At 58.8% G+C, this 13,768-nt stretch carries 12 protein-coding genes; 2 read left to right on the forward strand and 10 right to left on the reverse strand.

Translation table 11 applies throughout. The features are described 5' to 3' along the window. Window positions 1-70: 70 nt before the first annotated feature. From acnD to ACP2AU_RS01430, 5 genes are all read right to left on the reverse strand, one after another. Window positions 71-2,695: a Fe/S-dependent 2-methylisocitrate dehydratase AcnD gene (gene acnD, locus ACP2AU_RS01410; RefSeq protein ID WP_426373985.1), complete on the reverse strand. Its 2,625-nt coding sequence runs from the start codon at window positions 2,693-2,695 to the stop codon at window positions 71-73. An 8-nt stretch (window positions 2,696-2,703) separates the two neighbouring features. Beyond that, complete coding sequence (prpC, locus tag ACP2AU_RS01415; RefSeq protein ID WP_426373986.1) at window positions 2,704-3,837, reverse strand: bifunctional 2-methylcitrate synthase/citrate synthase; 1,134 nt, start codon at window positions 3,835-3,837, stop codon at window positions 2,704-2,706. A 47-nt stretch (window positions 3,838-3,884) separates the two neighbouring features. Then, window positions 3,885-4,772 carry a methylisocitrate lyase gene (prpB, locus tag ACP2AU_RS01420; RefSeq protein WP_426373987.1) on the reverse strand — a complete coding sequence of 296 codons (888 nt, stop codon included), beginning with the start codon at window positions 4,770-4,772 and terminating at the stop codon, window positions 3,885-3,887. 17 nt (window positions 4,773-4,789) lie between these two features. Next, window positions 4,790-5,470, reverse strand: coding sequence for a GntR family transcriptional regulator (locus ACP2AU_RS01425; protein ID WP_426373988.1), 681 nt, complete (start codon window positions 5,468-5,470; stop codon window positions 4,790-4,792). Between the two features lie 189 nt (window positions 5,471-5,659). Further along, window positions 5,660-6,718 (reverse strand): ShlB/FhaC/HecB family hemolysin secretion/activation protein, encoded by a 1,059-nt coding sequence (locus ACP2AU_RS01430; RefSeq protein WP_426373989.1) that lies wholly within the window; start codon window positions 6,716-6,718, stop codon window positions 5,660-5,662. Window positions 6,719-7,180: 462 nt separating this feature from the next. On the opposite strand from ACP2AU_RS01430, the gene galU reads away from it, so the two are divergent. Then, entirely contained in the window at window positions 7,181-8,017 is an 837-nt protein-coding gene (gene galU, locus ACP2AU_RS01435) for a UTP--glucose-1-phosphate uridylyltransferase GalU (protein WP_426373990.1), read from the forward strand. 8 nt (window positions 8,018-8,025) lie between these two features. Here galU and ACP2AU_RS01440 read toward each other — a convergent pair whose 3' ends face one another. Beyond that, entirely contained in the window at window positions 8,026-8,442 is a 417-nt protein-coding gene (locus ACP2AU_RS01440; RefSeq protein WP_426373991.1) for a helix-turn-helix domain-containing protein, read from the reverse strand. Between the two features lie 118 nt (window positions 8,443-8,560). On the opposite strand from ACP2AU_RS01440, the gene ACP2AU_RS01445 reads away from it, so the two are divergent. Further along, a complete protein-coding gene (locus tag ACP2AU_RS01445) occupies window positions 8,561-9,427 on the forward strand; it encodes a RibD family protein (RefSeq protein WP_426373992.1) in 867 nt (288 codons plus the stop codon). Here ACP2AU_RS01445 and ACP2AU_RS01450 read toward each other — a convergent pair whose 3' ends face one another. Genes ACP2AU_RS01450 through ACP2AU_RS01465 form a run of 4 tightly spaced genes read right to left on the reverse strand, consistent with a single transcriptional unit; the run spans window position 9,428 to window position 13,682 of the window. Beyond that, window positions 9,428-10,399 (reverse strand): lysylphosphatidylglycerol synthase transmembrane domain-containing protein, encoded by a 972-nt coding sequence (locus ACP2AU_RS01450; RefSeq protein WP_426373993.1) that lies wholly within the window; start codon window positions 10,397-10,399, stop codon window positions 9,428-9,430. Next, window positions 10,381-12,303 carry a glycosyltransferase family 4 protein gene (locus ACP2AU_RS01455; RefSeq protein ID WP_426373994.1) on the reverse strand — a complete coding sequence of 641 codons (1,923 nt, stop codon included), beginning with the start codon at window positions 12,301-12,303 and terminating at the stop codon, window positions 10,381-10,383. Before ACP2AU_RS01455 ends, ACP2AU_RS01450 begins: the two co-directional genes overlap by 19 nt. Further along, the gene (locus tag ACP2AU_RS01460; protein ID WP_426373995.1) at window positions 12,290-12,688 is read right to left on the reverse strand and encodes a 6-pyruvoyl trahydropterin synthase family protein; all 399 of its coding nucleotides are present in this window, start codon (window positions 12,686-12,688) and stop codon (window positions 12,290-12,292) included. Before ACP2AU_RS01460 ends, ACP2AU_RS01455 begins: the two co-directional genes overlap by 14 nt. 13 nt (window positions 12,689-12,701) lie before the next feature. Beyond that, window positions 12,702-13,682 carry a zinc-dependent alcohol dehydrogenase gene (locus tag ACP2AU_RS01465; protein WP_426373996.1) on the reverse strand — a complete coding sequence of 327 codons (981 nt, stop codon included), beginning with the start codon at window positions 13,680-13,682 and terminating at the stop codon, window positions 12,702-12,704. Between the last annotated feature and the right edge of the window lie 86 nt (window positions 13,683-13,768).

Genomic DNA, 13,768 nt, shown 5'->3' on the forward strand with positions numbered 1-13,768 from the left:
ACGAGCCTCACATGAATGAGTGTTTCAGGCGGGAGCCACTACCGGCTCCCGCCTGACCTTGCCATAGCCGTCAGGCTGCGTTTTCCGAAGCCAGGAAGTCCTCGGCAAAACGCTGTAAAACACCGCCTGCGGAATACACGGTCACTTCCTCCGCAGTGTCCAGACGGCAGATCACCGGTACCCGATCCACTTCACCGGTCTGCCGGTGAATGACCAGTTCCAGCCTGGCGCCCGGAGCGGGTGTGCCTTCCACATCGTAGGTTTCGGTGCCGTCCAGCTGAAGCGTGTGGCGCGTGGTGCCTTCCTCAAACTGCAGCGGCATCACACCCATGCCAATCAGATTGGTGCGGTGAATCCGCTCGAAGCCTTCGGCCACGATGGTTTCCACACCCGCCAGGGCAACACCTTTGGCGGCCCAGTCACGGGACGAGCCCTGACCGTAATCCGCGCCGGCAATGATGATCAGCGGCTGCTTGCGCTCCATGTAGGTTTCAATGGCTTCCCACATACGCATGGATTTGCCTTCCGGCTCCACACGTGCCAAGGAACCCTGCACCACGTCACCATTTTCGTCCCGAACCATTTCGTTGAACAGTTTCGGGTTGGCAAGGGTGGCACGCTGGGCCGTCAGGTGATCCCCACGGTGGGTTGCGTAGGAGTTAAAGTCTTCCTCTGGCAAACCCATTTTATGCAGGTACTCACCAGCAGCCGAGTCCATCATGATGGCGTTGGACGGCGACAGATGGTCGGTGGTGATGTTGTCCGGCAGAATCGCCAGCGGGCGCATACCCTTGAGCGGGCGCTCGGCGGCCATGGTGCCCTCCCAGTAGGGCGGGCGACGAATATACGTGGACTGGGGGCGCCATTCGTACAGCGGGCTCTTGGCCTGTTCAACTTCGTCGAGGTTGAACATCGGAATGTACACCTGCTTGAACTGTTCCGGCTTCACGAATTCGCCGACAATGCGGTCGATTTCCTCATCCGACGGCCACAGGTCTTTCAGGGTAACCGGCTTGCCGTCTTTGTCGTAACCCAGGGCGTCCTGCTCGATATCGAAACGCACGGTACCGGCAATGGCGTAGGCAACCACCAGCGGCGGCGACGCCAGGAACGCCTGCTTGGCATAGGGATGAATCCGGCCGTCGAAGTTACGGTTGCCGGAAAGTACCGCCGTGGAATACAGGTCACGATCGATGATTTCCTGCTGGATTTTCGGGTCCAGCGCACCAGACATTCCGTTACAGGTGGTGCAGGCATAAGCCACGATACCAAAACCGAGCTTTTCCAGCTCCGGCATCAGGCCGGCTTCTTCCAGATACAGGCGGGCCACTTTCGAGCCAGGCGCAAAGGAAGACTTCACCCAGGGCTTGCGAATCAGCCCCAGCTCATTGGCTTTCTTCGCTACAAGGCCGGCCGCCACCACATTGCGGGGATTCGAGGTGTTGGTGCACGAGGTGATGGCGGCGATGATCACCGCGCCATCGGGCATCAGGCCTTTTTTCTCTTCTTCCAGTGCCTTGTCGAGATTCACGGCAATGCCACGGTCGTGCAAATCCGACGTTGCCACCCGGCGGTGCGGGTTAGACGGGCCGGCCACATTGCGCACTACGGTGGAAAGATCAAACTCCAGCACGCGCTCGTACCGGGCTTCGGTCATCTCGCTGGCCCACAGGCCGATCTCTTTGGCGTAGGTTTCTACCAGCTCGACCTGCTCCGGCTCACGGCCGGTCAGTTTCAGGTAATCGATGGTCTGCTCATCGATGTAGAACATCGCAGCCGTAGCGCCATATTCCGGGGTCATGTTGGAGATAGTGGCGCGGTCGCCGATGGTCAGGCTGGACGCCCCTTCACCGAAGAATTCCAGATAGGCGCCAACCACGCGCTCTTTGCGCAGGAACTCAGTAATCGCCAGCACAATGTCGGTAGCCGTGATGCCCGGCTGGCGTCTGCCAGTGAGCTTAACGCCCACGATGTCCGGCAGGCGCATCATGGAGGGCCGGCCCAGCATCACGGTTTCGGCTTCCAGTCCACCCACGCCTACGGCAATCACGCCCAGCGCATCAATGTGCGGGGTGTGGCTGTCGGTGCCCACACAGGTGTCCGGGAAAGCGATTGGATGGCCGTCTTCGTCCGGGCGATTCTGAATCACCGGCGACATCTTCTCCAGGTTAATCTGGTGCATGATGCCGTTACCCGCCGGAATCACGTCGACGTTTTTAAACGCCGTGCGGGTCCAGTTGATGAAGTGGAAACGATCTTCGTTACGGCGATCTTCAATGGCCCGGTTCTTCTCGAAGGCGTCCGGGTCAAAGCCCGGGGCTTCCACCGCCAGAGAGTGGTCGACAATCAACTGGGTGGGCACCACCGGATTCACCTTGGCGGGGTCGCCGCCCTTCTCGGCAATGGCATCGCGCAGGCCGGCCAGGTCCACCAGGGCCGTCTGGCCCAGGATGTCGTGGCACACTACCCGCGCCGGGTACCAGGGGAAGTCCAGGTCGCGCTTGCGTTCGATCAGCTGCTTGAGGGCGTCGGTCAGCGACTCGGCATCACACTTGCGAACCAGCTGTTCCGCCAGGATTTTCGAGGTGTATGGCAACTGGGCGTAGGCACCGGGCTGAATATCTTCCACCGCCTGGCGCGTGTCGTAGTATTTCAGTTCCGTGCCCGGCAGGGCTTTACGGTATTGGGTATTCATAGTCTCTCTCAGCTCCGCTTGTCGATCGGCAACCAATCCTGATGCTCAGGGCCGGTGTACTCAGCGCTCGGGCGGATAATACGGTTATTGGCACGCTGTTCTTTAACGTGGGCGGTCCAACCGGATACCCGGGACATCACAAAGATCGGCGTGAACAGTTCCGTCGGAATGCCCATGAAGTGATAGGCCGAGGCATGGAAGAAGTCAGCGTTGCAGAACAGCTTCTTCTCACGCCACATCACCTCTTCACAGCGCACCGAAACCGGATACAACACGGTGTCACCCACTTCTTTGGACAACTTTTCGGACCATTTCTTGATGATGGTATTGCGCGGGTCAGATTCGCTGTAGATCGCATGGCCAAAGCCCATGATCTTTTCCTTGCGCTCCAGCATCCCCATCAGGCCGGCTTCGGCTTCTTCCGGCGTTTTGAATTTCTGGATCAGCTCCATCGCCGCCTCGTTGGCACCACCGTGCAGCGGGCCGCGCAGGGAACCAATGGCGCCGGTCACACAGCTGTGAATGTCAGACAGCGTGGATGCGCAAACACGGGCCGTGAAGGTGGATGCGTTAAATTCGTGCTCCGCGTACAGAATCAGGGAGACGTTCATCACCTGTTCGTGCAGTTCACTGGGCTTTTTACCATGCAGCAATTCCAGGAACACCCCACCGATGGAATCGCATTCGGTGTTGGCAGTATCGACGCGAACACCCTCGTGGGCAAAGCGGTACCAGTAGGTGATGATGGCCGGGAACACCGCCAGCAGACGGTCAATCTTGTCGTCCTGCTCGCTGAAGTCCTGCTCGGTCTCCAGGTTCCCCAGCACGGAACAGCCCGTGCGCATCACATCCATCGGGTGCGCGTTTGGCGGGATCTGTTCCAGAACCAGTTTCAGGGCATCAGGCAGATTGCGCAGGCTTTTGAGCTTGGCTTTGTAAGCGTCGAGTTCGGCCTGAGTGGGCAATTTACCCCGCAGCAGCAGGTAAGCGACTTCCTCAAACTGCGCGTTATCTGCCAAATCAGACACATCGTACCCGCGATACGTCAGGCCCGTGCCCGTTTTGCCAACGGTACACAAGGCAGTTTCACCAGCTACCTGGCCTCGCAGGCCAGCGCCACCGAGTTTCTTTGCTTCAGCCATGTTGGTCTCCCAGATCTTCTGTTTGTATTTTGTTCAGTCTAACGGAATCAGTCTTTTTTCTGAGCGAACAGCTGGTCCAGCTTCTGCTCGAAATCGTGGTAGTTAAGGAAATCGTAAAGCTCCATGCGGGTCTGCATCAGATCCACCACATCTTTCTGGTCGCCCTTGTCCAGGATGTTCTGGTACACCGTCAGGGCCGCCTTGTTCATGGCACGGAAAGCGCTCAGCGGATACAGAACCATGCCAGCGCCGGCATCCGCCAGCTCTTTTTTGTTGTAGAGCGGGGTGGCACCGAATTCGGTGATGTTGGCCAGCAGCGGCACCTCAATGGCGTCGGCAAAGGCACGATAGTCAGACAACTCATGCACGGCTTCGGCGAAGATACCGTCTGCACCTGCTTCAATGCAGGCTTTGGCGCGGTCGATGGCGGCTTCCAGGCCTTCCTTCTGGAAAGCATCAGTACGGGCCATGATGAAGAAATCTTTGTCTTCACGGGCATCGGCAGCCGCTTTGATGCGATCCACCATTTCCTCTTTGGAAACGATTTCCTTGTTTGGGCGGTGGCCACAGCGCTTTTGCGCAACCTGGTCTTCAATATGAACGGCCGCAGCGCCGGCACGCTCCATCTCGCGGATGGTGCGGGCAATGTTAAAGGCGCCGCCCCAGCCGGTATCGATATCCACCAGCAGCGGAACATCAACGGCGGCGGTAATCCGGCGCACATCTTCCACCACATCGTTCATGGTGGTCATGCCCAGATCCGGCAGGCCATAGGAAGCATTGGCAACGCCACCACCAGACAGATAAATGGCCTTATGCCCTACCCGCTCGGCCATCATGGCCGCATAAGCGTTGATGGTACCAACAATCTGCAGTGGCTGGTTTTCCTTCAGGGCTTTACGAAAACGGGCGCCCGGGGAGAGTTTGTTAGCCATGGGAGTTTCCTCTCTTATCAGATGGTGAGAACGCCTTCATCGATTTTCTTCTCGATGTTCTGGCGTGCTGCATTAATGTGTCGTTTCATCAGGAATTCGGCGAGTTCGCCATCGCGCTGGGCAATGGCCTCGACGATACGGCGGTGTTCACCCAGCGCCAGATGGGGGCGCCCGGCCGAGGTGCTTAACCGGTATCGGTACATCCGCACCATGTAGTAGAGATCACCCAGGAGCATCTGGGCCAGCTTGGTATTGCGACTGCCGGTGGCAATCCGGTGATGAAAGTCATAGTCACCCTCGGCCTGATAGTAGGCCTGGCCCTGGGCTTCCTCGATCATTTTCTCGTGGCTGTCCAGAGTGGCCAGAAGGTCGCGGATTTCCTCATCCGGCATTCGCTCTGCCGCCTGTCGAGCCGCCAGCCCCTCCATCACTTCACGAATCCGGTAAAGCTCCAGCAGTTCGGCGGCACTGACAGACACCACCTTCACGCCCGCGTGCGGGCGCCTGACCAGCAATCCCCGGGATTCAAGACGCCCCAGCGCTTCTCGCAGGGGCCCACGGGTGAGGTTGAACCGGGAACAGAGCTCCACTTCGCCAATCTTTTCACCCGGCGCCAGGTCGCCCTTCACAATGGCCGTTTGCAGACAATCAAAGGCCTCGTCGGCACGGGTTTGAGTTTGTAGTTGAGCCTGAACCATACTTTGTTAACAATCCGAAGACGATTTAGCCTGAAGCTACGCCTGGACAACCTGATTGTCAACAATTCCCTCTACGCCTTAAGTCTGATTGTTGGCACACCTTGCGCCGCGGCGAGACCGAACCTCGAGTGGCTGCAGGAAAATACTCCGGTGAGAAGGAAAGCAGGATTGAAAGTCTTCGGGAAAGAGTTATATCTGAAGGTTCATGGATACACGCACATCCGGGTGATCCGGCACTGCGATGGCGCTCGTTGTGGTGTTCAATACCCGGCCAAGACTGACATCGGCGCTGAACTGATGAGCCGTTAAGCCCCAGGATAACTCCCCAGATGTTACAAAACCGGCCTTATGCTGCTGAAAGGGCTCATCCGGCACCCAGCCCCGAAGCACGGAGAGCCGGACACTGGAGAGCAACCGGGGAAAAAGCGGTAGCGCAAAATCCGGGCTCTCGCTACCCAGTCGCAACCAGCCTCCCTCTGCCACTTTCAGCGACTGGCCGTTAAACCCTGCCATCAGCCTGCTGCCAGCCACCCGCAGGTACTGTGAATCCGGCAGGCCTGCGGTGGCAAACTGGTACCGGCCATCCAGCCCCCATCGCCAATTCAACACTTCACGATTCACCGAGGCGTTTATTTCAAAGCGCTCAAACTGATCGTCACGCCATTCGCGCTCTTGATTTGATAATCCCCGCGACTCTGTCTCAATGCCGGTAACCGCGCTGAGGCCACTGTGCAGACGGAAGCCGCCCAGCAGGGAATGTTGCCCCCGTGCTTCCAGGCCAACGGTGGAAAGCTGATAACGGGTGCGATGAATCTCGTTGCGTTGCCGTGTCCACTGCTTGCTGGTCGACGTATAGTGAGCGCGCCCGAGAAAGCGGTAACCGTGAAGAGAAAAAAGCGCACGCCGCCCGGCCAGGGTCAGATTCCGGCTCCGCCCCTCTTTCTGGAACTGTGCCCCGTCGGTTACGGACACTTCCTCGTAAGCCGTGTTTTTGAGTTCCAGATCAAAGTAATTGCTACCTAGTGGCAACGCGTAACTGAACCCGAGTACCTTCTTCTGGTCGCCCGCCCGGTAGGTTCTGGCATCGCGATAGCGCACCCCTGCACGGTGATCTTTCCAGAACAGGCCGTTGAACCCGAGGTTCAGCGCCCCATCCAGACGATCAGACTCCCGGCTGGTACGCCCGGAAAACCGCATTTTGGAACGAAGCCAGTGCTCATATCTTGCCTTCAGGGTATTCTCTGTCATGAGTGATCGGTGTGAATGAGCCGTAGACTCAACGCCCCGAACCGGGGCTGCATTAACGGTCAGGCAAGCGCCCACAGCGCACAGAAACAGTGCGGATTGGCAAATCGTTTTTACAGACCGCAGGCCGAGCAAAGAAAACACTGTCAGTAACCCGAATCCGGTTGGCAGTTGTGCGGGATTATTCAGAGAAAATACTTTAAAAGATCCTGCCGGCCCCCACCACCTCATCCATCATATCTTTACAATTTTAATGTGGCTTATAATCAGTCGGTTAACGGACTTACCAAAAGAAAATTCTAGAATTATCAGGGCGTACCCGCAAAGCGGAACCCGTCCACAGAATTACCGGTTTTCAACACTCGGAAACGAAAGCCTCCACCTCCACATACAAGTTGGTTACACTTGGCACACTTTGTGGGTAATGAAAGTAAACAAACAGATTCCAGATTAAGGACGAACATCATGATCAGAAAGTGCCTCTTCCCGGTTGCCGGATACGGCACCCGCTTCCTGCCGGCCACGAAGGCGATGCCCAAGGAAATCCTCCCGGTCGTCAACAAGCCTCTGGTTCAGTACGGGGTGGAGGAAGCCGCCGATGCAGGTATTCATGAATTCGGTTTCGTCACCGGGCGGGGTAAGCGGGCCATCGAGGACCATTTCGACATCAGTTACGAGCTGGAACACCAGATTGCTGGCACTGGCAAGGAAGGCTTGCTGACCTCCATCCGCGACCTGATCAACAACAATTCGTTCGCCTTCACCCGCCAAAACGAGATGAAAGGTCTGGGCCACGCCATTCTCACCGGCCGCAATCTGGTAGGCGACAGCCCGTTTGCCGTCGTTCTGGCCGACGATTTCTGCGTGGGGCCGGAGGATGGTGACGGCGTACTCACTCAGATGGTGAAGCTCTACAACCAGTTCCGTTGCTCCATCGTCGCGATTGAGGAAGTACCTGCCGATGAAACCCATAAATATGGGGTGATTGCCGGCGAATCGATGAAGGATGGCCTCTACCGGATTACCGATATGGTGGAAAAACCAGCTCCGGAAGATGCGCCCAGCAACCTGGCCATCATCGGCCGTTACATCCTCACCCCTGATATCTTCGACATCATTGAGCGGACGCCTCCGGGCAAGAACGGCGAAGTACAGATTACCGATGCCCTGCTGGAGCAGGCCAAGAACGGTTGCGTGCTGGCGTATCAGTTCAAGGGGCAGCGTTTCGACTGCGGCAGCATTGACGGCTTCGTGGAAGCCACCAACTTCGTTTACGAGAACATTTACAAGAAAGGTAAATAAACGCGGGTTCAAACACCCAGTAATTGCATCACCATGCGCCGGTTATCCGCACTTGCCTTGCGGAACCGGCGCAGCAATTCGCCCTCTTCATCTGAAAGCTGAATCCGGTCGATTTCGTTTTCGAGCTCATTCAGTGCCACCGACAAATCATCGCTGTTACTGAACGCCAGCCCGGGCAACTCAAGCTGCCCATCCTCGCCGTTGTCGTCCATATCCAGCAGGTGTTCCAGCGGCGTTTCGGTCTTCAGGCAGAAATCCAGTAACTCACTCACCCCGGGATAACCCCGCTGGCGCGCGTCTGTGGCCTCCCAGCTACGAACACGAACCTCGTCTACACCGCACAGCTCGGCGACATCGGCCAGGGACAGGCGGCCCTCTTCGCGAGCCCGACGTAAACGACGGTTGAAAGTTTGCAGGTACCGCATGGCTACGTGCCCCTGAAAAGTTGGCTGCACAAGTGAATTAAACCCGAAATGTATCGTACATATAGCTTTGCACACAATCTGCCTATACTGAAACGAACGCTGAACAAGCAGGTACGCTATGAAAAGCAACGAACTGGACGCTGATAACGCCTGGGCTCTGGTGCTGAGCGCGATAAACCGGAGCAATATCACGCTGCCCGCCCCCGGTTCCGACCAGCCGGCGGTGAAGATTAACGGAAAAAGCTGGGAGCTGATGCAACCCGCGACCGAGCAGGCCAGAAACCTGCTGTCTCTGTTTTTGCCGCTGTGCCAACCCGTGGCTGGCAGCATCCGGGTTATCGGGCAGCTTGGCCAAAGTCTCGACGGCCGGATAGCCACGGTGACCGGTTGTTCGCGCTTCATCAATGGCGATGACGGCATTACTCACTTACACCGGATTCGGGCATTGTGCGATGCCGTGGTAGTGGGTGCCGGCACCGCCACAACTGACAACCCACGCCTGACTGTGCGGAGGGCTTCCGGCGCCAATCCCGTGCGCGTCGTCATCGACCGCAGGCAACGGGTACCCGCCAGCCATCACCTGTTTACCGATGGCGAGGCGCCCACGTTGCACCTGATTGCCGGCAACTATCAACCTGGGCCGAAATCTCTGACCAGCGATGGGGTCACAGTCGTGCCCTGCCTCGGTGACATCGACAGCCAGAGCCCGGAATCTCCCGAGCATATTCTGCAGGTGCTGAAGGACTTCGGGCTGAAGAAGGTTTTTATCGAAGGCGGAGGCGTTACCGTGTCGTCCTTTCTCAAGGCGGGACAACTGGACCGTCTGCACGTGATGGTCGCGCCGATGATCATCGGCAGCGGCAGGCCGGCCTTGTCGCTGCCGGAAATCGATCAGCTGGACGAAGCACTCCGCCCCCGGGCCCAACTCATCAATCTGGGCAGCGATATGTTGTTTGATCTGGCTTTTGACACCGCAAATGCGTGATTATCGGCGGGCCATCAGCCCCATGGCCCCCGGCAGGGCTGCGAAAAAGACGGCCGTGCCATAGCCCACGCTCAGCGCAACGCCCTGCTCCGCCGGCAACCCCAGCAGTGGCCAGAGAATGGCTGCAACGCCTTCTCGCACCCCCCAGCCAGACACGGTAACCGGAACCACCATAGACAGAAGCAGCAACGGGCAGAGGGCAACGAACACAAGCCAGGGCATTCCATCGGCAAACAACCCCATACCCGCCGCCATCAAGGCAAACACCACCAGGTAGGTCAGCAACACCAGCACCGATGTGCCAAATTGCAGAAAGGCATTTCGCCACCCCAGGAAAGCCCGCCCAACATCACCTCCAAGCCGCCGGATGTAGCGTTTCAGGCGTGTGCCCACCCCCGTCACAAACGCCAGCAGGGTGGCAAACCCCAGCAAGACCGGCACAAACACCCAGTACCCGAGATTCAGGGATACGCCCGTGTCACCCCACTGACTGTCAAACTGACCACTCCACCACAGCCCAAGCAGGGCAAAAACCGCCACCGGAACCAGCACCAGCTGCCCGGATAAGCGCTCCAGAACCACCGCGTGAACGATGGCCAGTTGCTGTAATCGCCGGGCTGCACGGGTATGACGCCAGGCTCTGTTGACATCGCCCATGACGCCGCCGGGCAGCACCTGATTGAAAAAAACGGCCAGGTAATACTCCCGAAACGCAAAGCCAAAGCCCATAGCGACGCCCAGCCGCCCGGCGGTGTACCGCCAGCGCCAGGCCGACAACGCAACCTGAATCAGTGACACCGCGAACACCGCCAGGGCAACGAACCAGGGCACCATGGCCAAACGCTCAAGAAGCGCCCCAACATCGACAAACGCCAGCACAATGCCCAGCAACGACAAGGTGACACCCCAGCGGAACACAGCCTTTCCTACCCGTTTGGAGAGCTCCGATGCGTTCAGTTGGGCGTCGGCCATGCCAACAGGTCCGTATGGTCGACAACAATGGATAACGTCTCAGCGCCCAGCTGCTGTTGGCGTGTGTACAGCCACGACCTAATCCTTTCAGCGTCTTGCGGGCTCTGATCCCGGGCGGCTTCGGCCCAGCCTTCCAGCAGCATGGCTGCCAGGCCCGCCTGCTCCGCCGTTAACTTCCAGGGGCTGTCTGAGGTTTGAAGGGTGTAACCCTTCTCCGCCAGGGCGTGCCCCAGCGCCTCGGTTGCGCCTGGCCCCATCGCCGGGCCACTGCCTTTTTCGCTATGTTGATGCGCATTGACCAATGCCCGAAGCTTTTCATCGAATGGATGCGTGGGCGCCAGGGCAAAGCTACCGCTGTAGCTGATAACCACCAAAAGTGCCGCCTGCCGACGCGCCACCGCCGCCGACAACGCCTCCAGCCAGGGCCTGGACACCAGATCAATCAGCGCCGACGCGGTAACGAGGTCCGCCTTCGCCGGGAGAGCGCTTTCCAGGTTGTCTGCCGTCAACGCCATCGTTTTCAGGGCGACCGGGGCATCCAAGCGTTCAACTCGACTGTGCGCAGCCATCCCCAGCGACCGGTCTGGCTCTATCAGCGTCCATTGTTGGGGCACGGGCAGATGGCGGCACAGATACACAGGGTTGGAGCCCCGCCCGGTTCCCAGGTCCACCAGATGCAGCGGCTCGCCGGGCCCACCGCCGGTGTTCCGGCGGCTGTATCTGTCCGACAGCCACCGCGCGACTTGCCGGGTCAGGTTATCGGCACGGGCGGTGTGATCCGCCGCTTCGCGAAGTTCCAGCCAGTCCGCCTCAAATCGTGCAGGGTTTCGGGCACCGGCGATATCCAGCCCTTTCCGGAAGTCGGTCGCTGTTTCGGACCATCGCCGTATCAGTTGCCGGGACTGACCGGCCTGTTCTGTCAGCTTGTCGAGCGCTGAAGGCCCGGCAATCAGCTCACTCAAGTGTTCAGACAGGCCCGCCACATCACCCGCCGGGTAGAGGACAACGCCCGGTTTGTCAGACGTTGAACTCAGAGCCCCGCCATCGGAACTCAGCACAGGAAGGCCGGCCGCCAGTGCTTCATCAATGACCATGCCATAGCCTTCATACAGCGAGGGAAACACAAAAAGGTCCGCGCGCTGATACGCGGTTAAAACAGCGTCTTCATCCAGTTCGCCGGCCAGCTGCACCCGGGTTTCCAGCCCGAGTGCCCGCACCTGGCGATTGACGCTCTCGGCATATTCCGGGTCGCGCTCCATGCTCCCCACCAGGGTACAGTGCCAGTTTTGCGCGTGAACCTGCGCCAGGGCCTGAAGCAGCTGGTGTTGAGCTTTGCGAGGTGACAAGTGCCCAACGCAAAGCAGGCGAACGGGTGCATCAGGCCGGTCCGGCCTGAAAACCCGGGGCTCACCGGTAAAAAACGCTTCATCGACAGCCGGTAACGCCGTGGTGATTCGTGTCGCCTCAACCTCGAAGGCCTGCAACCGATGCGCGGTATAATCACTGGTGGTGAACACACCACCGACATTCTGCAATGCTGCCGTTTCCAGCTGCGTGAACCGGGCCCGGTCCTGATCGCTCAAGCCATTTTCATCCGCCAGCGGGTGATGCACCAACGCCATCAGATTCAGCCGGTTGCAGTGCCTCTGCAACACTTCTGGCAGGCCACCCATCGCAAGACCATCCAGAACCACCCGCGCGCCGTCAGGCAAACCGGTCAGAAATCGATTCAGAGATTGTCGTGCACGTTCATCGGCGTGGGGAAACGCCCCTTCCAGGCCGGTAAGCTGTGCTGGCGTGCCTGCGCCTCTCAGGGCCTCAACCAGGCGCCGGACGTACCGATACCCGCCGGTATTCTGCCCCGGGTCACCCGGCACCACGAACCAGACGTCAGATGCCGGCATGGTAACTGGCCCAGGCGATGTGTGATTCGCCGAGCGTTACTTTCAAACTGACCACGCCCTTGCCATCCTCGCCCAGGCGACCGGCGTGTATCGCCGCAGCCACTCGATCGAAAACCACTTTGGCCATGAATTCCGTGGTGGTGTTGCGCCCGGCGAATTGTGGCAGGTCGTCCAGATTCTTCATGTTGAATTCAGACAACACGTCCTTGAGCAACTCCGAAGCCTGGCCGATGTCGACGATCAGGTCATTGTCGTCAAGCACGTGGCGCTCGAAGGTGACGTCCACGACATAGGTCGCCCCATGAACGCCCTGCGCGGGCCCGAAGATCTCACCGTTAAAACTGTGAGCGATCATCATGTGATCACGAACGGTCAAACTGAACATAGTGTCTCCCTGGTTAATAAACGATTCTGTGGCAGAGGGCATCGGCTCCCGGTGCCAGAATGCTTTTGGCAAGGTGTGGTAAATCCTCGAACCGCGACTCCCCGCTAATCAGCACATCCAATGCCGGCTCCGAAAGCAGGGACAGCGCCAACTGCAACCGGCGGCGATGGTCCCAGCGCGGCCTGCGCTCCGGCGACAAATGCCCCACCTGGCTCGATCTGAGCGTCAGCCGGTTCGGATGAAACGCATGGCCCAGGGGAACGCTAACCGGTGCGTCACCATACCAGCTGAGCTCCACCACCCGGGCATCAGGCCCGGCCAGTGACAGGGCTTGCGCCAGGCCCGCGAAATGCCCGGACGCATGAAACACCACATCACATTGGCCCGGTTCCGGTTCCCGACTGAAAGTCAGCCCCAGCGCTTCTGCCACGGGCCCGCGGCTCTCGTTGGTGTCTACGGCCACTAACTCGACGCCAGGGATGCGGTTGACCAACCAGGCCACCAACAACCCAACCACCCCAAGGCCAATCACGGCCACCCGGTCACCCACCGTGGGTTGCCCATCCCAGACTCCATTCACGGCCGTTTCCATGTTGGCAGCTAACACCGCCCTGGCAGGCGGGACATCCGCCGGTAATAGCAGAACGGCAGACGCCGGCACCGCGTAGCGCTGTTGATGAGGGTACAGACAGAAGACGGACCGTCCTGACAAGGTATCCGGCCCTTCAACAACTTCCCCGACGTTGGCGTAGCCGTATTTGACCGGAAAGGGGAACTCGCCTTCCTGGAAAGGCGCTCGCATCCGCTGGTATTCGTTTTCGGGCACCAGGTTGTTGTACACCAGTGATTCCGTGCCCCGGCTAACACCGGAGTAAAGAGTCTGAATGATAACGTACGGGGCATCACCCTCCGCAGCGGTCCCTAGGCTCGCAGGCTGCAACGCAGACTGCTGAAAGCCGGTGATCCAGAAAGCAAGGGGGTCATCTACGTCCATGAATAGTCCATTTAAGGGTTGGCCGCGTAGGCAAAGATAGTTGTCCCAAACTATAGTTATAAAGCGGGAATTAAAAGTTTTCCCGC

This window comes from Marinobacter sp. VGCF2001, from assembly GCF_049943275.1.
Classification (GTDB): Bacteria; Pseudomonadota; Gammaproteobacteria; order Pseudomonadales; family Oleiphilaceae; genus Marinobacter.